20 protein-coding genes and 1 tRNA gene are annotated in these 20567 nt (G+C 59.8%); 15 read left to right on the top strand and 6 right to left on the bottom strand.

Translation table 11 applies throughout. From position 1 onward, the window contains the following. Positions 1–40 precede the first annotated feature (40 nt). The 8 genes from BLU85_RS26525 to BLU85_RS26490 all read left to right on the top strand — a co-directional run bounded on the left by BLU85_RS26525 (position 41) and on the right by BLU85_RS26490 (position 6065). On the top strand, positions 41–520 hold the full coding sequence (locus BLU85_RS26525) for a translation initiation factor 2 (RefSeq protein WP_092204673.1): 480 nt from the start codon (positions 41–43) through the stop codon (positions 518–520). A gap of 149 nt (positions 521–669) precedes the next feature. Beyond that, positions 670–924 (top strand): YkgJ family cysteine cluster protein, encoded by a 255-nt coding sequence (locus BLU85_RS26520; RefSeq protein ID WP_092204674.1) that lies wholly within the window; start codon positions 670–672, stop codon positions 922–924. Between the two features lie 53 nt (positions 925–977). After that, entirely contained in the window at positions 978–1586 is a 609-nt protein-coding gene (locus BLU85_RS26515; RefSeq protein WP_092168574.1) for an START domain-containing protein, read from the top strand. Between the two features lie 140 nt (positions 1587–1726). Beyond that, positions 1727–1963, top strand: a complete 237-nt coding sequence (locus BLU85_RS26510) for a hypothetical protein (RefSeq protein WP_092204675.1) — start codon at positions 1727–1729, stop codon at positions 1961–1963. A 201-nt stretch (positions 1964–2164) separates the two neighbouring features. Beyond that, the gene (locus BLU85_RS26505) at positions 2165–2506 is read left to right on the top strand and encodes a ribonuclease E inhibitor RraB (RefSeq protein ID WP_003179463.1); all 342 of its coding nucleotides are present in this window, start codon (positions 2165–2167) and stop codon (positions 2504–2506) included. Positions 2507–2895: 389 nt separating this feature from the next. Next, positions 2896–4305: a circularly permuted type 2 ATP-grasp protein gene (locus BLU85_RS26500; protein WP_092204676.1), complete on the top strand. Its 1410-nt coding sequence runs from the start codon at positions 2896–2898 to the stop codon at positions 4303–4305. Between the two features lie 9 nt (positions 4306–4314). Continuing rightward, positions 4315–5265 (top strand): alpha-E domain-containing protein, encoded by a 951-nt coding sequence (locus BLU85_RS26495; protein ID WP_092204677.1) that lies wholly within the window; start codon positions 4315–4317, stop codon positions 5263–5265. After that, complete coding sequence (locus BLU85_RS26490; protein WP_092204678.1) at positions 5262–6065, top strand: transglutaminase family protein; 804 nt, start codon at positions 5262–5264, stop codon at positions 6063–6065. The genes BLU85_RS26495 and BLU85_RS26490 overlap by 4 nt, the downstream gene beginning before the upstream one ends. Before the next feature lie 142 nt (positions 6066–6207). On the opposite strand, the gene BLU85_RS26485 is transcribed toward BLU85_RS26490, so the two are convergent. Further along, positions 6208–7020, bottom strand: coding sequence for a c-type cytochrome (locus BLU85_RS26485; protein WP_092204679.1), 813 nt, complete (start codon positions 7018–7020; stop codon positions 6208–6210). A 611-nt stretch (positions 7021–7631) separates the two neighbouring features. Between BLU85_RS26485 and BLU85_RS26480 the strand changes: the two genes are divergently transcribed. The 3 genes from BLU85_RS26480 to BLU85_RS26470 all read left to right on the top strand — a co-directional run bounded on the left by BLU85_RS26480 (position 7632) and on the right by BLU85_RS26470 (position 11830). Further along, positions 7632–8837, top strand: a complete 1206-nt coding sequence (locus BLU85_RS26480) for an acetyl-CoA C-acetyltransferase (protein ID WP_092204733.1) — start codon at positions 7632–7634, stop codon at positions 8835–8837. A 22-nt stretch (positions 8838–8859) separates the two neighbouring features. Further along, entirely contained in the window at positions 8860–11004 is a 2145-nt protein-coding gene (locus BLU85_RS26475) for a 3-hydroxyacyl-CoA dehydrogenase NAD-binding domain-containing protein (RefSeq protein ID WP_092204680.1), read from the top strand. 91 nt (positions 11005–11095) lie between these two features. Beyond that, positions 11096–11830: an amidotransferase gene (locus BLU85_RS26470; RefSeq protein ID WP_092204681.1), complete on the top strand. Its 735-nt coding sequence runs from the start codon at positions 11096–11098 to the stop codon at positions 11828–11830. A gap of 106 nt (positions 11831–11936) precedes the next feature. Here BLU85_RS26470 and BLU85_RS26465 read toward each other — a convergent pair whose 3' ends face one another. The 3 genes from BLU85_RS26465 to BLU85_RS26455 form a co-directional block, all read right to left on the bottom strand. Beyond that, positions 11937–12908, bottom strand: a complete 972-nt coding sequence (locus BLU85_RS26465; protein ID WP_092204682.1) for a magnesium and cobalt transport protein CorA — start codon at positions 12906–12908, stop codon at positions 11937–11939. Positions 12909–13042: 134 nt separating this feature from the next. Then, positions 13043–13765 carry a 1-acylglycerol-3-phosphate O-acyltransferase gene (locus tag BLU85_RS26460; RefSeq protein ID WP_092204683.1) on the bottom strand — a complete coding sequence of 241 codons (723 nt, stop codon included), beginning with the start codon at positions 13763–13765 and terminating at the stop codon, positions 13043–13045. Positions 13766–14076: 311 nt separating this feature from the next. Next, positions 14077–14766, bottom strand: a complete 690-nt coding sequence (locus tag BLU85_RS26455) for a crotonase/enoyl-CoA hydratase family protein (RefSeq protein WP_092204684.1) — start codon at positions 14764–14766, stop codon at positions 14077–14079. A gap of 310 nt (positions 14767–15076) precedes the next feature. On the opposite strand from BLU85_RS26455, the gene BLU85_RS26450 reads away from it, so the two are divergent. Then, a tRNA-Ser gene (locus BLU85_RS26450) sits at positions 15077–15166 on the top strand. Between the two features lie 208 nt (positions 15167–15374). Next, positions 15375–15875 carry a nuclear transport factor 2 family protein gene (locus tag BLU85_RS26445; RefSeq protein WP_256572897.1) on the top strand — a complete coding sequence of 167 codons (501 nt, stop codon included), beginning with the start codon at positions 15375–15377 and terminating at the stop codon, positions 15873–15875. Between the two features lie 7 nt (positions 15876–15882). Here BLU85_RS26445 and BLU85_RS26440 read toward each other — a convergent pair whose 3' ends face one another. Next, positions 15883–16698 carry a DUF1206 domain-containing protein gene (locus tag BLU85_RS26440; RefSeq protein WP_092204685.1) on the bottom strand — a complete coding sequence of 272 codons (816 nt, stop codon included), beginning with the start codon at positions 16696–16698 and terminating at the stop codon, positions 15883–15885. 216 nt (positions 16699–16914) lie between these two features. After that, positions 16915–17850 carry a helix-turn-helix transcriptional regulator gene (locus tag BLU85_RS26435; protein WP_092204686.1) on the bottom strand — a complete coding sequence of 312 codons (936 nt, stop codon included), beginning with the start codon at positions 17848–17850 and terminating at the stop codon, positions 16915–16917. A 563-nt stretch (positions 17851–18413) separates the two neighbouring features. Here BLU85_RS26435 and BLU85_RS26430 point away from each other — a divergent pair. Together BLU85_RS26430 and BLU85_RS26425 are read left to right on the top strand one after the other, a co-directional pair. Beyond that, positions 18414–19745 (top strand): MFS transporter, encoded by a 1332-nt coding sequence (locus BLU85_RS26430; protein ID WP_092204687.1) that lies wholly within the window; start codon positions 18414–18416, stop codon positions 19743–19745. Between the two features lie 102 nt (positions 19746–19847). Continuing rightward, complete coding sequence (locus BLU85_RS26425) at positions 19848–20546, top strand: fumarylacetoacetate hydrolase family protein (RefSeq protein ID WP_092204688.1); 699 nt, start codon at positions 19848–19850, stop codon at positions 20544–20546. Positions 20547–20567: the final 21 nt, after the last annotated feature.

The following is a 20567-nucleotide window of genomic DNA, read 5'->3' as shown; positions in this document are numbered from 1 at the left end:
GGCGAGCATGGGGTTTTCTGCCGTCAGTACCGTTGTGTCTATGAAAGCCAATGTTCCTGTTGCCTGGATTTTGATCGGCCTGTTCAGTGTCTTCCAAATGGGAAGCGTCGTCGTGGCGGCTCCGGCGCAGGAAAAACCGGCCATCAATGCCACGAAGAATGCGCCGAAAAAAACCGCAGTGGCCAAGAAGCCTTCCGCTAAAAAGGCGACTGCGACGAAGAAAAAAAAGCGTGCGCCCATTGCTTCCAAGAGCAAATCCGCCCATGAGGTCGCCAAGACTCCATTGCCGCCGGCCAAGCTGGACCTGAGCCTGCCCCATGACATGGTCGAGCAGTTGGAGCCACCGGGTAAGGTTGCGCCGCTCAAGCGCGAACCGCTCTTGCCGTCCATGTTCGGAGATAAACCTGGACCGTTTCAGCTCAATGGCCGGTTGTTGAGCAATGAAATGCAACTGCCGCTGCGCAATCAGGAGCGTAACGAGGTGGAAGGCGCAGCGCTGGATTTCGAATTCAAGCAGTAAGCCTTCCACTGGACATGCAGCTCGTCGCTGACCGTTCGGTCATTTGGTCAACGGTAAAAAAACACGCAGACGGTAATTTAAAACGAGTGTTTTAGCCGTTACTCTGTCTTCTGTTACTCATCATTACCCGCCGCGAGGATGTTGTCGTCATGAAGTGCCGTGAAGGCTGTGGCGCCTGTTGCATCGCCCCTTCCATCAGCTCAGCTATCCCTGGCATGCCCCAAGGCAAACCGGCGGGAGAACGTTGTGTGCAACTGTCGGTCGATAACCTGTGCCGGATCTTCGGCCAGCCGGAGCGTCCGGCGGTGTGCTCGGCGTTCGAAGCCGACATCGAGGTGTGCGGCGGCAGCCGTGAAGAGGCTATCCGCTTGATCGGTTGGTGGGAGCAAGTCACGGCAGCGTAATGGGTCAATGAACAGATCCGAAATGAACGAACTTGGACAATAAGGAAAAAACTATGGGTTCGCTGCATCGTATGGCTGTGTTGTGTGGGTTGACCGTGTTGCTGGCGACGGCCACCGCCCAGGCAGAGGACTGGCAGGTTGCCAAGGAGAAGGAGGGTATCAAGGTTTCCCTCAGTGAAGTGGCGGGCTCCAAGTACAAGGCCTATCGCGGCGTGACGGTGATGAAAACCACCATGGCCAAGCTGCGCGCCCTGCAGGAAGACGTTCCCGGCGCCTGCGCCTGGATTCATGAGTGCAAGAGCCAGAAACTGCTCAAGCACGAAGGCGACAAGAGCTGGACTTATACCCAATTCAACACGCCATGGCCGGTGACACCACGGGACTCGGTGCTGGAAGTCACCACCGAGGAGGGGGCCGACGGCAGCCTGACCCGCAAGCTCAAGGGCGTACCGACATACCTGCCTGAGGAGCAAGGTTTCGTACGGGTGGCCCAGGTCGACGGCTTCTGGAAGTTCACGCCGAAGGGCGCGGACCAGATTGAAGTCGTTTATCAAGTCCACACCGAACCGGGTGGTGACGTGCCGTCCTGGCTGGCGAACAAGTTCGTGGTGGATGCGCCGTTCAACACCCTCAAGGCCCTGAAGGAACGCGCCGAAAAGTGATCGACCAAGGCCCCACAAAGGAGACCGCCCCCGAGGCGGTCTTTTCATGTGTGCCGTCCAAGCGCCCAGCGGAACGATTGTCCGCCGCTCAATGTCGAGATGAAGGTAAGCCCTGCCCTGAATTGATCAAGGAGACACTGATGCAAAAGTGGGAAATCACTTTCATTGACGATCACGGTGAAACCACCGTCGAGCAGTTCGACTATGACCACCAACCCACCATGGAGCAGGCCGCCCAACTGATCCGCGAAAGGTTGCTACCCGTGCTCAGCCAATTGGACCTCAACGACCTGGTGGACCGCACCGAAGACCCGACAGTCAAGAACCTCAAGTCCCAAAACAGTATCGAAATCCTCAGCATTACACCGATTTCATGAAACGTTGCCTGGTCTCGCTTGGCAGTGGCCACCACTTGCGGCTACTCTGCAATTGAGATCAGCGAAAGGATCGCCAAGGTCCGGTCTTGTCAGCTACATGCTTGTGTCCCGACGGCCATTTGATGCCGTATCGCTTGCAGCCTGAAGGCTTCACGCACGGGAAGACGGAAAGTCTATCCATCGGTTTTAGGAGGACGTTTCATGAGCACAGCCTATCAAGAAGACATCAGCACCAGCGTATTGCGCCGCATGAAAGAAGGCGGTTTCGATTTTTCCCGATTCCATCCCATTGAGTTCTACGCCATTTTCCCGGACGAGGAGCGGGCGCGCAGGGCGGCAGGTCATTTTCGGGGCGAATCGTTGAACGCGCAGATCAGCGCACGGGACGACGGGGCTTGGTCATTGGAACTGAGCCGGGTGATGTACGCCACTTACGATGATATTGGCGACTTCGAGCAAGACTTCGAGGCAGTTGTCGAACCCTTGGGGGGTGTTATCGAGGGTTGGGGCGTCAAGCAAGAGATCCGGCGCCTGCAGGCCTGACAGTCACTCATCGCAACCACAGCAACGGCTGACCTTTGTGTCGGCCGTTTTCATGTCTGTGAGCTAACCGAGGGTCCCTGTGGGAGCCGAGCTTGCTCGCGATGGCGGCTGCACGATCAGCATCTTGCCCGCTGACACACCACAATCACTTCCCCAGGTTTTGTACCTAACTGTATCCAGACCAGGCCGCTTCGTTTTTCCATGGCTATGCTCAGGAGAGCGACGCCCCTGCGTCGCAATGAAGCGGGGGGCGGCGGGTTGGGGGCATTTGCCGCACCATAAAAGTGCGCGGCCTCTCAATGGAGATTCCAACCCGTTGATCATAAAGCGTTTATGCCGATGGCACGGGGCTTGCGAAGCCTTGCTGCCAGGGTGACAAGGAGCACGGCATGATCCGCAGCGGTTTTGATGAAATGTACGATGCCGACGGCCAGGTCCGCCCGCACTATCAGGCATTTGCCCGCTGGCTGGCCGACACGCCTGACGAGCTGCTGGCGCAACGCAGGCGCGAAGCCGATCTGTTGTTTCACCGTGCCGGCATTACATTCACGCTCTATGGGGACGAGCAGGGGACCGAGCGCCTGATCCCGTTCGACACTATTCCGCGCAGCATCCCGGCCAGCGAATGGCGGGTGGTCGAACGTGGCTGCATCCAACGGGTCAAGGCGCTGAACATGTTCCTGGCCGACCTCTACCACGAACAACGGATCATCCGGGCCGGCATCATCCCCGCCGAACAGGTGCTGGCCAACGAGCAATACCAACTGGCGATGCAAGGGCTTGATCTGCACCGTGACATCTACGCGCACATTTGCGGTGTCGACCTGGTACGGGACGGTGACGGCACCTACTACGTGCTCGAAGACAACCTGCGTACGCCCAGCGGCGTCAGCTACATGCTCGAAGACCGCAAGATGATGATGCGCCTGTTTCCCGAACTGTTCGCCGCCCAGCGCATCGCCCCCATCGATCATTATCCGAACCTGCTGCTCGACACCCTGAAAAGCTCCAGTCCGCTGGACGACCCCAGCGTCGTGGTACTGACGCCGGGGCGTTTCAACAGTGCATTTTTCGAGCACGCCTTCCTGGCCCGGGAGATGGGCGTGGAGTTGGTGGAAGGCGCTGACCTGTTCGTACGGGATGACAAAGTGTTCATGCGCACCACCGACGGGCCGAAGGCGGTGGATGTGATCTACCGTCGCCTCGACGACGCGTTCCTCGATCCACTGGCCTTCAATCCGGATTCGATGCTCGGCGTACCGGGGCTGTTGTCCTCCTACCGTTCCGGCAATGTGGTGCTGGCCAATGCCATCGGCACGGGGGTGGCGGATGACAAGTCGGTGTACCCCTTCGTCACCGACATGATTCGTTTTTACCTGGACGAAGCGCCGATCCTGAAGAACGTTCCCACCTGGCAGTGCCGTAATCCTGCAGAGCTTTCCCATGTACTGGCGAATCTTCCCGACCTGGTGGTCAAGGAAACCCAGGGCTCCGGCGGGTATGGAATGCTGGTGGGGCCGGCTGCGACGACGGCGCAAATCGATGCCTTTCGCGAGCGGATCAAGGCCAGGCCGCACGCCTACATCGCCCAGCCGACGCTGTCGCTCTCGACGTGCCCGACCTTTGTCGAGAACGGCATCGCCCCGCGTCACATCGACTTGCGCCCGTTTGTGCTGGCCGGCCGCGAGACCCGCGTGGTCCCTGGCGGGTTGACACGGGTGGCGCTGCGCGAAGGCTCCCTGGTGGTGAACTCATCCCAGGGTGGCGGTACCAAGGACACTTGGGTGGTCGAGGATTGAGGAGCTGCCATGCTGAGTAGAACCGCCTCGGACCTGTACTGGATGTCGCGTTACCTGGAGCGGGCGGAAAACCTCGCGCGGATGCTCGACGTCAGTTATTCGTTGTCACTGATGCCCCAGGACGGGCGTGGCGACGGCCTGCATGAACTGGCCATGCCATTGCTGATCACTGGCACGCTGGACGATTACCGGGAGCGACACGGCGATCTGCACGCCGAGCGCCTGCTGCATTTCTTTGCCCTGGAAGCGGCCAACCCGGCCAGCATCTACAGCTGTCTCGGTTCCGCGCGGGCCAGTGCCCATGCGGTACGTGGCCGAATCACCGCCGACATGTGGGAAAACATCAACGCCACCTGGCTGGAAATTCGCGGTATCGGCCAGCAAGGCTTGAATCGCTACGGCATGAGCCGTTTCTGCGAGTGGATCAAGGAGCGCTCGCACCTGTTTCGTGGCGCGACCTACGGCACCATCATGCGTAACGACGCGTTCCGGTTCATTCGCCTGGGGACCTTTATCGAAAGGGCCGACAACACCCTGCGCTTGCTCGATGCCCGCTACGAAATGGCCGGTGACCAGGCCGACGCAGTCAGCGACGGCACGGCCCACGCCTACTACCAATGGAGCGCCTTGTTGCGGGCCTTGTCGTCCTTCGAGGCCTACACCGAGATCTATCGTGAGGCCCCGGGCGCTCGCCATGTGGCTGAGTTGCTGCTGTTGCGCGCCGACGTGCCGCGCTCGCTGCGTGCCTGTACCGAAGAAATCGACCAGATTCTCGCGAGCCTGCCGGGCACCAACGGTCGGCAGGCACAACGGCTGGCGGCGGAAATGGACGCACGCCTGCGCTACACCGGCATCAACGAAATCCTCGACGGGGGCCTGCATGCCTGGCTCACCGAATTCATCCCACTGGTCCGTGAACTGGGCAACACCATTCACAGTTCCTACCTGGAGGTCATATGAGACTCTCGATCAGCCACGAAACGGCCTACCACTATGACGATCAGGTTCGCGCCAGCATCCAGTACCTGCGCCTGACGCCCCACGACAGCGAACGCCAGCATGTGCTGAGCTGGCAGCTTGATTTGCCACGGCCGGTGCGGGCGCAACTGGATCCGTTTGGCAACATCCTGCACGTGCTGACCCTGGATGAGCCCCACGAAACGGTCATCATCGGCGCCCGCGGACAGGTGGATATCGATCCGTTGCGCGAAGCCGAACACGAGAGCCAGTCGGCGCTGCCATTCCTGCGCTTCACGCGGCTGACCGAGGCGGACGAGGCCCTTCGAAACTTCGCCGCGCAGCAATGCCAGCAGCGTCGCGACCGCACCGCGTTGATCGACCTGATGCATGGGTTGAACCAGCACATGATCTACACCCCTGGCACCACGGCAGTCGAGACCAGCGCAGCCCAGGCGTTCGCCGGTCGTAGCGGGGTGTGCCAGGACCATACCCATGCCTTCCTGGCCTGCGCTCGTAGCCTGGGTGTGCCGGCGCGGTATGTGTCGGGTTATCTGTTCAGCGAAGAGAGCGAGCACCTGGCGAGCCATGCCTGGGCAGAGGCCTGGCTGGACGACGCCTGGTACAGCTTCGACGTGACCAACCAACTGGCCCGCCCGGAGCGCCACCTGAAACTGGCCGTGGGCCTGGATTACCTGGACGCCTGCCCAGTGCGTGGCATGCGCCGCGGCGGTGGTGGCGAGCAGATGCATGCCAAGCTGGTCGTGACTCCGGCGCCGGTGATCACGGTGCAACAACAATAACCTCGCCTCCGTAGGAGCTGCCGAAGGCTGCGATCTTTTGATCTTTTGCTTGAAACTCAAGCGTCGGGGAAAAGATCGCAGCCTCGTTGTACTCGTCAGCTCCTACGGCTTGAGGGGACAACCTCGTCACAGTGGTAGCGGATTATTGGACCGAGGGGTGCTTGCGTCCCGCCATATGCTTCAAGTAACCCACCAGCAAATCCAGCTCCGAATCCGGCAACACCGCTGCCGAGAACCCGGGCATCTTGCCCTGGGGCCAGTGTCGCAGGCCTTGGGGGTCGCGAATGTAGCGCTTGAGGAAATCCCCGGAGAAGTATTCGGTGGGATTGAAAGGAATGTTCAGGTCAGGGCCGAACTGTGCATCGCCAGCGCCATTGAGCCGATGACACGCCAGGCAGTTCTTCTGGAACAGCTCGAAACCTTTATTGATCGGGTCGTCCTTGGCCAGGTTGGGCGCAGGTAGCAGGGCCGGGAAGCGTTCAGCCACCGCCGACAGGCGCTTGATGCTCGCCACCGCATAGGGCCATTGTTCCGGGCTGATGCGGCCTGCCTGCGGGTCGGTCCAGACCAGATAGAAAGGCCCGGCACTGGACTTGCCTTCCCCCAGCGACGGCCACGGCCTGGCCGGGTCTTCGATCGCCAGCCAGGCCCGGGCCCCGCTCTTGTTGAGTAATGGTGCCGCGGGCATTTCGGCAGCGAAGCCGTCCAAGGCAACGGCCTGCAGGTGGTCGTCCGGCTGGATGCCCGTCAACAATGACGTCAGCGGCACGGCTCGATAACTCATGGGTTTCTTGTAGGAAACGTCCTCAGCAATCTCGACCGTTTGAGCGTCCGGATGCTTGAGCAGTTCTTCGGTTTGCCAGGTACGCGTGCTCGCGCCCAACTCCAACACCAGTTGCGCGGCATACAGGGGCGTGCTGAGCAGCAACGCCCCGAACACAATGAGAGCTTTCAAGTCGATCGCCTTCCATGTCGAGGGGGGGCTGCAAAGGTTGGCACAGCCATCGCGGCTCGAACAGTGAACCCATCACATTTTTTGGCGACACAACGTATTGGATGAAGCAGGTGCCCCCGCGCAGGATTCAGCCAATCACCTTGGTGATATTCGGCAAAATCAACAGCAGCGTCGTGGCAAAGAGAATGAGTCCGGCTTGACGAACTTTCGAATGTTTGAACATGGCTGATCCGCCTTTTTTGTTATGTCCTGAAAACCAGCCTGCATATCCATGACAGCTGGCGTTGCACTTCCTGTTCCGACAAGCGCCTCGGCAAAACCCGACGACTAACTTGTACAAGGATTACATTAGGGGCCGCAGCCGCCTTGGCTTAGATCCAATTCGTATCAGCTTGGTAAATATCGCTATTAAAAAGGTATGAGGCCTAGTGCCACCTTCCTGCTGGCCCTTTTGCTAGACAGCTTGCCCTCCTGAATCGGTTAACCCGATAGCTCGCTACCGTTCGTCTGAGCGTGCCCGTCAACGCCATTGAGCGCTGTGGTCATTGAATCCGGCGCCGCTGGGCTTATGGTTGGAGGCGTCGCATTACCCCCGTGGTTTCGAGGATGTCATGACCCAAGCTTTGATTTTCGACGCATTACGCACGCCTCGTGGCAAGGGCAAGGCTGATGGCGCCCTGCACAGCGTCAAGCCGGTGAACCTGGTGGGTGGCTTGCTCAGTGCCCTGCGCCAGCGCATGGATTTGGACACCAGCCAGGTCGACGACATCGTGCTCGGTTGCGTAACGCCAGTGGGCGAGCAAGGTGCCGATATCGCAAAGACCGCAGCGTTGGTGGCCAATTGGGATGTCAGCGTGGCGGGGGTGCAACTCAATCGTTTTTGCGCCTCGGGCCTGGAAGCGGTGAACCTGGCGGCGATGAAGGTGCGTTCCGGTTTCGAAGACCTGGTGGTGGCCGGCGGCGTCGAATCCATGTCCCGGGTGCCCATGGGCAGTGATGGCGGTGCATGGGCGCTGGACCCGCAATCCAACCTGCAGGGCCACTTCATTCCCCAGGGTATCGGCGCCGACCTGATCGCCACCCTGGAAGGCTTCAGCCGCGAGGACGTCGACAGTTATGCGTTGCACTCCCAACAAAAAGCGGCACGCGCCCGGGCCGACGGTTCGTTCGATAAGTCCCTGGTTGCCGTGCGGGACCAGAATGGCATCGTGTTGCTGGACCACGACGAATTCATCCGCGCCGACTCCACCCTCGAAGGCCTGGGCAAGCTCAAGCCGAGTTTCGAAGCCATGGGCCAGATGGGTTTCGACGGCACGGCGCTACGGGTCTACAGCCATGTCGAACGCATCCATCATGTGCACACGCCGGGCAACAGCTCCGGCATCGTCGATGGCGCGGCGCTGATGTTGATCGGTTCCGAAGCCAAGGGGCGTGCCATGGGCCTGCAACCCCGGGCCCGGATCGTCGCCACGGCCGTCACCAGTACCGACCCGACCATCATGCTCACCGGCCCGGCGCCGGCCACCCGCAAGGCCCTGGCCAAGGCCGGGCTGCGGGTGGAGGACATCGACCTGTTCGAAGTCAACGAAGCCTTCGCCTCGGTGGTGCTCAAGTTCATCCGGGACATGGCCATCGATCCCGCCAGGGTCAACGTCAACGGTGGCTCCATCGCCATGGGGCATCCCTTGGGGGCCACCGGCTGCGCAATCCTTGGCACGTTGCTCGACGAATTGGAGGCGCGTCGCCTGCGCTATGGCCTGGCGACCCTCTGTGTCGGCGGCGGCATGGGCATTGCCACCGTCATCGAACGCCTCTGAGCCCCTTCAAGGAACATTTTTCATGACCGCTGCCATCCGTTACGAAACCGGCCAGGACCGGATCGTCGTCCTGACCCTGGACATGCCGGGCCAGAGCGCCAACACCATGAATGCGCGCTACCGCGAGGCCATGGCCGCTTGCGTCACCCGTTTGAAGGCTGAAAAGGACTCGATTGCCGGTGTGATCATCACCTCGGCCAAGCAGACGTTCTTCGCCGGTGGCGATCTCAATGAACTGGTCAAGGTCGGCAAGCCCGAGGCCAAGGCATTCTATGACATGGTCCTGCTGCTTAAAGCGCAACTGCGAGCCTTGGAGACCCTGGGCAAGCCCGTGGTGGCAGCCATCAATGGCGCGGCCCTCGGCGGTGGTTGGGAGATCTGCCTGGCTTGTCATCATCGCGTGGCGCTGGAGCAGCCATTGGTGCAGCTCGGCTTGCCGGAGGTCACTCTCGGGCTGCTGCCGGGGGGCGGCGGAGTGGTGCGGATGGTGCGCCTGCTCGGTTTGGAAAAGGCCCTGCCGTATCTGCTCGAAGGTAAGAAGGTCAGTGCACAACAAGCGCTGCAGGCCGGATTGATCGATGAGCTGGCCAAGGATCGTGAGGAACTGCTGGCCAAGTCCCGGGCCTGGATTCTGGCCAATCCCAACGTCGTGCAACCCTGGGATGCAAAGGGCTATCGGCTCCCAGGCGGCACGCCGTCCGACCCGAAGGTCGGGCAAATGCTGGCGATCGCCCCCTCGATCCTGCGCAACAAGACCCAGGGCTGCCTGCCGGCACCGGAGAAAATCCTCTGCGCGGCGGTGGAGGGGGCCCAGGTGGATTTCGACACTGCGCACCTGATCGAAACCCGCTACTTCACCGAACTGACCACCGGCCAAGTGGCGAAGAACCTGATCGGTACCCTTTGGTTCCAGCTCAACGAGATCAAGGCCGGTGGCTCTCGCCCACAAGGTGTGGCGCCTTATCTGACGAAAAAAGTCGGCGTGCTCGGTGCAGGCATGATGGGGGCGGGAATCGCCTATGTCAGCGCCCTGGCCGGCATTGCCGTGGTCCTCAAGGACGTCGACCTGGCGGCCGCCGAGAAGGGCAAGGCCCGCTCGGCGGCGTTGCTGGATAAAAAGGTCGCCCGCGGCCAACTCACGGCCGAGCAGCGCGACGCCACGCTGGCGCGGATTCAAGCGACCGACAGCAATGCTGACCTGGCCGGTTGCGACCTGATCATCGAAGCGGTGTTTGAAGATCGCGCCCTGAAAGCCAGCGTGTCGGCTGCGGCCCAGGCGGTGGCGGGCGACGACGCGGTGATCGCTTCCAACACCTCGACCTTGCCCATCACTGGCCTGGCCATGGCCGTGCCGGACCCGACGAAGTTTATCGGCCTGCACTTCTTCAGCCCGGTGGAAAAAATGCCCTTGGTGGAGATCATCAAGGGCGCGCGTACCAGTGATGCCACCCTGGCCCGGGGTTTCGATTTTGTCCTGCAGATCAACAAGACGCCGATTGTGGTCAACGACAGTCGCGGTTTCTTCACGTCGCGGGTGTTCGGTACGTTTACCCATGAGGGCATCGCCATGCTCGGCGAGGGCGTGAGTGCGCCGATGATCGAGACCGAAGCGCGCAAGGCCGGGATGCCGGTCGGGCCTCTGGCGATCTCTGACGAAGTTTCCCTCAGCCTGATGAGCCATATCCGCGCTCAAACCGCCAAGGACCTGCACGCAGAAGGCAAAACGCCGATTGAGCACCCGGCATTCGCCGTGATTGACTTGCTGCTCAACGAATACAAGCGGCCGGGCAAGGCCGCCGGCGCCGGTTTTTATGAATACCCGGCCAACGGGCAGAAGTACCTGTGGCCGCAGCTCAAGAGCCGCTTCGAGCAAGCCGATGGGCAGATTTCGCCCCAGGATATCCGTGATCGCCTGCTGTTCATCCAGGCCTTGGAGACCGTGCGCTGCGTGGAAGAGGGGGTGCTGACGTCGACGGCCGATGCCAACATCGGCTCGATCTTTGGCATTGGTTTCGCGGCCTGGACCGGCGGTGCGTTGCAATTCATCAACCAATACGGCCTGCAGGACTTTGTCGGTCGCGCCCAATATCTGGCCGAGCAATACGGCGAGCGCTTCTCACCGCCGGCCCTGTTGCTGGAGAAAGCCGCCCGGCACGAACGGTTCTGACAGACCAGGGGAAAGGGGCTTGCCTTGGAACCGTGTTTCAGGGCAGGCTCTGGGGTGTGCAATATTCCCATCATCGTGTCAGGTATTTTTTATGTCGCTACGCATCTGCATTCTGGAAACCGATATCCTGCGTCCGGAACTGGTCGACCAATATCAGGGTTACGGGCAGATGTTCCAGCGCCTGTTTTCACAGCAGCCCATCGCCGCCGAATTCATCGTGTACAACGTGATGGAGGGGCATTACCCCAGCGATGACGAGGTGTTCGACGCTTATCTGGTGACGGGCAGCAAGGCTGACTCCTTCGGCACCGACCCTTGGATTCAAACCCTCAAGACCTACCTGCTGGAGCGCTACCAGCGGGGCGATAAATTGCTCGGTGTGTGCTTTGGCCATCAGTTGTTGGCGTTGTTGCTGGGCGGCAAGACCGAACGCGCCACCCAAGGCTGGGGCGTCGGCACCCATCGCTACAAACTCGCCGCCAAGGCGCCGTGGATGAGCCCGGTGATGGAAGAGCTGACCTTGCTGATCAGCCATCAGGACCAGGTCACTCAACTGCCAGAAAGCGCGACCGTCATCGCCTCCAGCGATTTCTGCCCCTTCGCCGCCTATCACATCAACGACCAGGTGCTGTGCTTCCAGGGCCACCCGGAGTTCATCCACGATTATTCCCGGGCCTTGCTGGAGATTCGTCAGCAGCACCTCGGCGAACAGATCTACAGCCAGGGCATGGCAAGCCTGGCCCACGAGCATCATGGCACCACGGTGGCGGAGTGGATGATGCGTTTCGTCGCACACAAGCCGCAGGCCGAAACCACCCAAGGCTAACGATCACCGCTCCCACAGGGTATTTGGGTAGACCCCAATCCGAAACAACTGTGGGAGCGAGCTTGCTCGCGATGAATGCCACCAGACACCCTCGAAAAACGCTTGCCTACAACCATCCCGATCGCTTGAAGCTCCACCACAACGAGGAGCATCCCACCGCAATAACCCCCAGCACCGCGAAATACCCATACTGCCAACTCAACTCCGGCATGTCCTGGAAGTTCATCCCATAAATCCCGGCCACGGCCGTGGGGAACGCCAGGATCGCCGCCCACGCCGCGAACTTGCGCTGCACCACGCTCTGGCGCGACGCCTCAAGCAGCACGCCGACTTCGATGGTCTGGCTGGCGATGTCGGCCAGGGTCGCCAGGTCTTCCATTTGCCGCGTGACATGGATCTGCACATCGCGGAAATAGGGGCTCATGTTCTTATCGATGAAGGGGAAGTCGAGTCGCTGCAACTCTTCGCTGATCTCCACCATCGGTGCCGCGTAGCGACGCAGGCGCAACACGTCGCGGCGCAAGCTGTGCAGGTTCTGGATATCCCGCTCGTTCAGGGAACTGCACATGACGTTGCGTTCCAGCTCATCGATTTCGGCGTGAATGGCTTCCCCCATCGGCTGATAGTTTTCAATCACGAAATCAAGGATGGCGTAGAGGACGAAATCTTCCCCATGTTTCAGCAAAAGCGGACGTGCCTCACAACGTTGTCGGACGTGTGCGTAGGAGGCTGAATGACCGTTGCGAGCGGTGATGATGTAGCCCTTGCCGGCAAAGATATGGGTTTCGATGAACTGCAGCTTGCCGTCCTTGCGTATCGGCGAATACGTGACGATAAACAGCGCATCGCCAAAGGTCTCCAGCTTGGGCCGGCTGTGCTTCTCCATGGCGTCTTCGATGGCCAATTCGTGCAGGTTGAATTGACGTTGCAGATTGGTCAGCTCCAAGGCACTGGGCTCTTCGAGACCGATCCACACAAAATGACCAGGTTTGGCAGCCCAGGCACTGCCTTCGTCGAGGGTGATATTGGTGACTTTCTTACCGGCGCTGTAGACCGCAGCAGCAACGACTCTACCCATAATGGTGGTTCACTTCTTATTGGAAAATGGCAGTGGCAGGCAACGCTCAGCTTAGCGCGCCCTGTAGCTTGAGAGTCAGCAAAATCTGCGGAGTTCGGCGGCAAAAGAAAACCCGCCGAGGGGCGGGTTTTCCATTACGCGGCTTGTAACTGCCGGTCCATTGTCGCAATGCATTCACGCATTTGTTCACGGCATTGGGCGATGAGCCGGGGCATGTCATCCATGCTCAATCCGGCCGTAGGAATCGCTGGCAACGAGCGTATGAGGATGTCACCGCTGCGCCAGCGATCGAGGCGCATGTGCTTGATGTAGCTGCTGACGCACACCGGAATAATCGGGACCCCGGCGGCGATTGCCATCTGGAATGCGCCTTTCTTGAAAGGCAGCAGATCTTCGCCCAGATTGCGCGTGCCTTCCGGAAAAACCCAGATCGAGGTGTCCTCGTGCTGCAACGTATGGGTGGTGGTCAGCATCGACCGTCGTGCCTTGATCGCGTTGCCACGGTCGATCAACACATTGCCTGCCAGCCAGAACAACTGCCCGAACAGCGGCACCCATTTCAGGCTCTTCTTGCCGATGCACACAGTGCGGCGCGGCACTACGTTGCCGAACATGAACAAGTCATAGTTGGATTGATGGTTGGCGATGATCACGCAGCCGTTGGGCTTATCCACCAGGGTGTCGACCTGCGCCCGGACCCGCAGGCGCAAGATGCACATGGCCGGCAAAGCGTACAGCCTTGCGCATAAACGGCTGTTGTCCGGATTGAACGGTCTGCACAGACCCAGAATCACCCCGAGCACACCCGCCAGGACAAAGTGCAGGCCCATCAACAACATACGCAATACAAACAGCATCTACAGGCCCCATCGGGACAAAAGGTGGCGCAGTGTACGGATGTGCACTGTTTTCGGCAATTGCCCCTATAGAGGTAGGAAATGGATGATGTTTAAGCGCATGTTTCCACATTGCGTGATGGAAGCGGCCTAGAGCGGTTGCGGACTTTTAAACGACGCGCGTAGGAAAAAGCCCCGCTCTAGGGGGGGCATCTGTGGGCCCGCAGGAGCTGACGAGCGGAGCGAGGCTGCGATCTTTCCCTTAGCAATTGAGTCCGGAGCGAAAGATCAAAAGATCGCAGCCTCGCTCCGCTCGACAGCTCCTACAAGCGTCAGCCCATATGCTCCTGATCCAGCAAAATCGCAGTGTCCAGCGTCTCCAGCAGGGCCTTGCGAACTTTCAGCTTGGTGTTCTTGTGGGCGGACATGTTGATTTTCTTCAACTGACGGGCTGCTTCCAGGGCCGCGCCTCGCAGTTCCTCGGCCGACACCACCTTGTCGAGGAAGCCCGCATCCACAGCGCTCTGGGGATTGAACATCTCGGCATTGATCACCGAACGGTGAAACGCCGACTTGCGCAGGCGATCACGCGCCAGCTCGATACCGGCGTGGTGCATGGTCATGCCGATCTGCACTTCGTTCAGGCCAATGCTGAACGGCCCTTCCACACCAATGCGGTAATCCGCCGAGAGCAGCAGGAACGCCCCCTTGGCCACCGCATGCCCGGGGCAAGCGACAACGACAGGGAAGGGGTGCGACAACAGGCGACGGGCCAGCGTCGAGCCGGCCGTGACCAGGCTTACCGCTTCCTTGGGACCGGCGGTCATCACCTTCAGATCATAGCCACCCGACAGAATCCCCGGCTGCCCGGTAATGATCACCACCGCCCGATCCGCCGTCGCCTGGTCCAGCGCAGCGTTGAACGCGGCAATCACATCCGGCGAGATGGCATTGACCTTGCCGTTGTTCAAGGTCAGGGTCGCGATACCGTCTTCGAGATGGTAAGCAATCAAGTCGCTCATGACGCTATTCCTTGTAAGAGAAGTGTCGCAGACGTTACCCACCGCCGCAGGCCAGGTAAAGCACCGTGACTGACTCACCGGTCAGCCCCAAGCCCCGTAAACAGCCTGGCCCGCCCATCCCACCAAGCCTTCATCTATAGAGCCTTGCCTGTATACAGCCCCGAAGATTGGCCGGTTTGCCCTGCCCAGACGCGTTTGAAATGCCCAACGAAGCTTAACCGCATGAAAATTCTGAAAAAAACCTTTGCCATCGGAAAAGCTTTCGACTACATTAGCGCGCCTCGACAGACTGAACAGTTTGCCGAGATACGGTGAAGTGTCCGAGTGGCTTAAGGAGCACGCCTGGAAAGTGTGTATACAGGAAACTGTATCGAGAGTTCGAATCTCTCCTTCACCGCCAAATTCGATACACACAAAACCCCTGGTTTCCCAAGAAACCAGGGGTTTTGTGGTTTCTGCCGTCTGAAAAAATAGCGATCTCGACACTATCCGCCCAGCCCCTTCGCCAAACAGCATCAGGCAAATCTGCAACAGCATCGAGCAACAGCCGCCAAGCGCATGCCGTTAAGGTTCCCCTTTATCGACTGCATTGCTGGAGAGAAAACATCATGACTACGCGGATGAGTTTGGCTTCGAGCCTTCAGGCTGTCGCTTTGTCCTGGATCGTTTCATCGAGCCCCGTCTGGGCATCGGAAACAGTGACTCACGCCAATACGGACCTGGTGCGCCAGGCGTTCACGAACTGGCAGCAGGGCAAAGGCACGGTATTCGACTTGCTGGCGCCCGGCGCCATATGGACTGTCAGTGGGTCGAGCCCGGTTTCAGGCGTGTATAGCAGCAAGGCCGATTTAATGGAGCAAGCCGTAAGGCCCATCACTGCGCGGCTGGCGACGCCTATTTCCCCCACTGTCCAAAGCATTGTCGCCGAGGACGATGTCGTGGTGGTGCTGTGGAACGGTGAGGCAACGGCCCTGGATCGTAAGCCTTACCGCAACACTTACTTGTGGCATATGACATTCAAGGACGGCCAGGTCACCGAGGTACAGGCCTTTCTGGACACCTACGCGTTGAACGATCTTATGCGTCGCGTAGAACCTGCGAAGAAATAAGTCAGCGCTATGTGTCCGACATGCCGGGCACATCCATGTTGATCTTGCGCCAGGCGGCTTCGGCAAAGCTGTAGGCCGAAAAAGCGATCAGGCCCAGCGCCATCGCCATCAAGAGCACACCGCCAGCCGGCAGGTTCTGCAGCGCGTCGAGGGCGTCTTTCATGCCGGGTGGGTCCATGGCCTTGTAGGTCGAGCCGCTGATGCTCAGCAGCAGGGCGATTTCAATGAAGACGACGCCGCGGGCGATCAGACCGAAGCGCGATACCGGGCGCACATAGCGCATGACGTCTTCGTCCGCTTCAAAGTACTTCTCGAACGACGCCTTCCAACCCTTGATGATGTGAGCGATGCCCACTCCGAAGGGCACCAGGGCGATGAGGTAGATCAGCAGGTTCGAATGGTCCCAGGACAGCAGGCGTGCCAGCAGGTCCTGGGTCTGTCCGCCACCGGAGCCGCCGGAGCTTTTCAGCCCGCTGACGAGCAGGCTCAACGCGAAGAACGCCAGCGCGCCGTTGATGAGCCCGCCCGCCAGCAAGCCTGCGCGGATCACCAGGCCCTTGAGTTCCTTGCCGTGATGATCGACATCGCGAGTGGCCTGCAACACGCGCCATCCGGCGAAGGCGAGCAGGCCCATCACCACCAGACCCACCAGGGCATGGCCGAAGGGCTGGCTCAACAGCGTTTCCAGGCTGCTGTGGCTGTCTTTCGGATTGCTTGAGTCGCGAGCCGCCAGCAGGGCGAAGATACCCATGATCAGGTAAATAACGCCTCGAGCGGCGTAGCCACCTCGTGCCAGGAAAACGAGGCTTTGGTGTGGGGACATAGGAACAGATTCCAAAGAGGTCATACAGAAGCAGACCCATGGCATGGCGAGTGGGTTCGATCAGTGTGATAGCGGTAGCGGCGGTGTTGATCCTGCGTTGATTTTTAGAGTGGCAATGCGTCCGTGGCGAGGGAGCTTGCTCCCGCTTGAGTGCGAAGCACTCACAGGAAGGCGACACAGACAACCTGGCTACGCCGACTCAAGGCCTGGAAGTCCCTAGCCATTGTTCAACGGCAACTGCGGACTGTCCGGATTCAACTGCTGGCGCCTGAACTGCCCCGGCGGCTGTCCATGTATCTGGCGAAAACGCCTGGAAAAATAAGCCTCGTCGGCAAAACCGCACAACCTCGCCACTTCGCCCACAGGCCGTGTGCCATTGAGCAAGTAATTGCGCGCCGCATGCATGCGACGTTCGAGCACCAGTTCGGTAAAGGTCTTGCCGATTTCCTTGCGCAGCCAGTGGGTCAGGTACGTCGGCGACAGGTAGGTCGCCGCCGCCACTTTGATGAGGTTGAGGTCCGGGTCGGCGATGTTCTTGCGCAGGTATTCGGACATTCGGCCCAGCGCATCGCGTCGGCTGACTTCGGCGGCGTTTTCTTCGGCCAAGCGCTTGAGCGGCTCGGCGTACAAGGTACAGACGCTGCCGATCAGTTGCAGCAACAAGCCCTTGAGCATCTCGCGGGTACCGAATTGTCGATTCTCGTCCAGCGCGCGCATCTGCGTGATCAACGCGCACACCTTGGCGAAATCGTCGTCGCCGAGAATGAAGTCCAGATGCTCCTGGAAACGAAACGGCGAGAGTTCCGGCGCCAGCAGAATCGAGACTTCTTCCAGGTCCATCGGGTCGCACTGCAAATGTGGCAACAGGAACGTCTGGGAAAAATTGATCACCATGAAGTTGCTGTCCGCCGGGTGCGGAATCACATGCACGCGGTGAGGCAGGATGAAGGCCAGGGTGTTGCGTGGAAACGGACGCTCGACGTTGCCAATGTGTTGCACGGTGTCGCCACCGAGGTTGATCTGGATCTGGAAGTACTCATGGCGATGCGGGCTGGTTTCGGCGCGTCGGCCCTTTTTGTCGCGGATGTAGAAGTCCGTCAATTCGCTGCGTTGCTGCATGACATAAGTGGGGACTCGGCTCGGTGATGACATCTCCTGGGAATCCTTTGCGGGGCATGGCGGTGACGATGATTGTGACGGTGCATCTGGCCGATTTTCAAGGCGTTATACGATGACGGGGTTCCTGGGCTGAATTTTCTGTGGCCCGAGGATGGCGGCTGGTTGTCCAAAACGACAAATTCGTATTTATAGTATTTATCCTTTAAAAACAGTTACTTATGTTTATTTAGAAAGCGCTTCTAAAAAACTCAGCGATCTTGTTTTTTTGGACAGGTTTCTTGGACACGGTTTCAACCGGGAAAAATGATCTAACACCTCAGTTGATTTTGAATGGTTGTACGACCACTGTTGGGTCACGCAACCCGCCCCTCCATCCAAAAACAATCAAAGGTGCGCACATCATGAGCCTGTTCCTGTTTCACCCTGACCCTCCCGACTGCTCCTGCGACAGATCCTGTTGCAAGGCCTCTTTGAGCACCTGACACCAGCTGTTCGCGCCTCTCATTCCTGTAGCGATTGTTCTGCCCCGGCATCGAGGGCATTGATTTCGGCTGCTCGTAAACATTTCGACGCTTCTAACAATAATGAGGTCCACCATGTCGAATTCCCACACCTCCCAAATTGCCAGCGTCCGGGACGCCGCGGTGCCTGAGCGCCTGCCGTCGCGGCGGCGTTGGTTCATGCTGTCGTTGCTGCTGATCGCGACGATCATCAACTACATCGATCGAGTGAATATTTCGATTGCCGCACCCTTCCTTGCCAAGGACCTGGGCCTGGACAAGGTCGAGATGGGGCTGATTTTTTCTGCGTTTGCCTGGACCTACGCCATTGCGCTGGTACCCGCCGGGTTCATCGCCGATCGCTTCGGTTCCCGGTTCACCTACGGGGTGTCGCTGATCAGTTGGTCGGCCGTCACGGTGTGCCAAGGCTTTGCCACGGGCTTCGCTTCGCTGTTCGGTCTGCGCCTGGCGGTCGGTGCGATGGAAGCGCCGGCGTTTCCGGCCAACAGCCGGGCGGTCACGGTGTGGTTCCCGGCGCGTGAACGGGGCCTTGCCAGCAGTATTTACGTCTGCGGCCAGTACCTGGGCACGGCGCTGTTTACCGGTGCGCTGCTGTGGCTGGCGACTACCTACGACTGGCGCCATGTGTTCTACAGCACCGGTGCGCTCGGCATCGTTTTCGGTGTGGCTTGGCTGTTCCTGTATCGCGACCCGATGAACTGCAAGAAGGTCAGCAAGGAAGAACTCAAGTACATCGAAGCCGGGGGCGGACTGGTCAAGAGCAGCCAAGAGCGAACCCGGTTCAACTGGCGCCAGATCGCCGAGCTGTTCAGCTATCGGCAGGTCTGGGCGATCTGCATCGGTAAGTTCGCCAGCACCTCGGCGCTGTACTTCTTTCTCACCTGGTTCCCCACGTACCTGATCGAAGAACGTCAATTGACCATGATCAAGGCCGGGATCTTCGCCGTGCTGCCGTTCGTGGGCGCGACAGTAGGAATCCTGCTCGCCGGGATTGTCTCCGATCTGCTGATACGCCGCGGTTATTCGCTGTCCTTTGCCCGCAAGTTGCCGCTGGTGGTCGGCTCGATGCTGGGCATGTCCATCGTGCTGGTGAATTTCACCGATTCGAACGTGATCTGCATCGCCGTGCTGACAACTGCCTTCTTTGCCCAGGGCATCGCTTCGTCCTCGTGGGCGGCGGTGTCGGAAGTGGCGCCCAAGGAACTGATCGGGCTGACCGGCGGGATCACCAGCCTGGCGGCCAACATCGGCGGAATTGTCACCCCCATCGTGATTGGCGCGATCGTTCACAAGACTGGCTCATTTGCCTTGGCCTTCTGGTTCATCGGCGGTGTGGCGCTGATCGGCACCTTGTCCTATTCGTTGCTGCTTGGCCGTTTGTATCGCATTGAACTCAAGGCGCGCTGAGCCCGGAAAAAAGCTGTTTTTCTCCAATACGAGGCGGCATTCCTCCAACTTAGCCAGGGGTTGCCGCCGTACGCTGACGCTTCCATCAGGACTTTTACCAGGATGAACATGCCCGAGTATGTCTTTACCCCGGACCTGCCAGTGACCCTACCGGTTGTCGGCACTCCGCAGCGTTTTCCCGTCGGCCGGGTCTTTTGCGTCGGTCGCAACTACCCTTGGCCCGATACCCAGGGGGAATCCCGAGTTCCCCCCGTGTTTTTCATGAAGCCTGCCAGTTGCGTGGTGGAGGCGACCGGCGACGTGACGTTTCCATCGGTAACCGAGGAGTTCGCTCACGAAATCGAATTGGTCGTGGCTATCGGGGAGGGCGGCGCCAACATCCCTGAGAGCCAGGCGCTGGCCTATGTGTGGGGCTATGCGGCAGGTTTGGATCTGACCCGGCGTGATGTCCAGCGTGAGGCCAAGCGCAACGGTTTGCCGTGGGAGGGTGCCAAGGTGTTTGACGGCGCCGCGCCGATGACGGCCATTGTGCCAGTGTCGCGGGCGGGGCACCCCGGAGGCGAGTTGTGGCTGAACGTGAACGGTCAAGAGCGCCAGCGCGACAGCCTCGACAGCCAGATCTGGTCGGTCAGTGAAGTGATCGCCCGCATCTCCCAATCGGTGGCGCTGCGGGCCGGCGACCTGATCATGACCGGCAGCCCGGCAGGTGTCGATGTGCTGCAGCCGGGGGATGTCATCACGGCCGGCATCGATGGCATCGGCGAACTGGAAATGCGCGTCGGTCCGCGTTCATCTGACTGAATTCGAGAAGGGAGAATCCAC

It is taken from the genome of Pseudomonas sp. NFACC14 (assembly GCF_900106885.1).
GTDB lineage: Bacteria > Pseudomonadota > Gammaproteobacteria > Pseudomonadales > Pseudomonadaceae > Aquipseudomonas > Aquipseudomonas fluorescens_AA.
Note: the sequence above shows the minus strand (reverse complement) of the source record. Positions and strands in the feature narration are given on the sequence as shown.

Coding starts and splice junctions, on each gene's coding strand:
- BLU85_RS26525 (WP_092204673.1), top strand. CDS start 41: ATGAAAGCCAATGTTCCTGTTGCCTGGATTTTGATCGGCCTGTTCAGT.
- BLU85_RS26520 (WP_092204674.1), top strand. CDS start 670: ATGAAGTGCCGTGAAGGCTGTGGCGCCTGTTGCATCGCCCCTTCCATC.
- BLU85_RS26515 (WP_092168574.1), top strand. CDS start 978: ATGGGTTCGCTGCATCGTATGGCTGTGTTGTGTGGGTTGACCGTGTTG.
- BLU85_RS26510 (WP_092204675.1), top strand. CDS start 1,727: ATGCAAAAGTGGGAAATCACTTTCATTGACGATCACGGTGAAACCACC.
- BLU85_RS26505 (WP_003179463.1), top strand. CDS start 2,165: ATGAGCACAGCCTATCAAGAAGACATCAGCACCAGCGTATTGCGCCGC.
- BLU85_RS26500 (WP_092204676.1), top strand. CDS start 2,896: ATGATCCGCAGCGGTTTTGATGAAATGTACGATGCCGACGGCCAGGTC.
- BLU85_RS26495 (WP_092204677.1), top strand. CDS start 4,315: ATGCTGAGTAGAACCGCCTCGGACCTGTACTGGATGTCGCGTTACCTG.
- BLU85_RS26490 (WP_092204678.1), top strand. CDS start 5,262: ATGAGACTCTCGATCAGCCACGAAACGGCCTACCACTATGACGATCAG.
- BLU85_RS26480 (WP_092204733.1), top strand. CDS start 7,632: ATGACCCAAGCTTTGATTTTCGACGCATTACGCACGCCTCGTGGCAAG.
- BLU85_RS26475 (WP_092204680.1), top strand. CDS start 8,860: ATGACCGCTGCCATCCGTTACGAAACCGGCCAGGACCGGATCGTCGTC.
- BLU85_RS26470 (WP_092204681.1), top strand. CDS start 11,096: ATGTCGCTACGCATCTGCATTCTGGAAACCGATATCCTGCGTCCGGAA.
- BLU85_RS26465 (WP_092204682.1), bottom strand. CDS start 12,908: ATGGGTAGAGTCGTTGCTGCTGCGGTCTACAGCGCCGGTAAGAAAGTC.
- BLU85_RS26460 (WP_092204683.1), bottom strand. CDS start 13,765: ATGCTGTTTGTATTGCGTATGTTGTTGATGGGCCTGCACTTTGTCCTG.
- BLU85_RS26455 (WP_092204684.1), bottom strand. CDS start 14,766: ATGAGCGACTTGATTGCTTACCATCTCGAAGACGGTATCGCGACCCTG.
- BLU85_RS26445 (WP_256572897.1), top strand. CDS start 15,375: ATGACTACGCGGATGAGTTTGGCTTCGAGCCTTCAGGCTGTCGCTTTG.
- BLU85_RS26440 (WP_092204685.1), bottom strand. CDS start 16,698: ATGTCCCCACACCAAAGCCTCGTTTTCCTGGCACGAGGTGGCTACGCC.
- BLU85_RS26435 (WP_092204686.1), bottom strand. CDS start 17,850: ATGTCATCACCGAGCCGAGTCCCCACTTATGTCATGCAGCAACGCAGC.
- BLU85_RS26430 (WP_092204687.1), top strand. CDS start 18,414: ATGTCGAATTCCCACACCTCCCAAATTGCCAGCGTCCGGGACGCCGCG.
- BLU85_RS26425 (WP_092204688.1), top strand. CDS start 19,848: ATGAACATGCCCGAGTATGTCTTTACCCCGGACCTGCCAGTGACCCTA.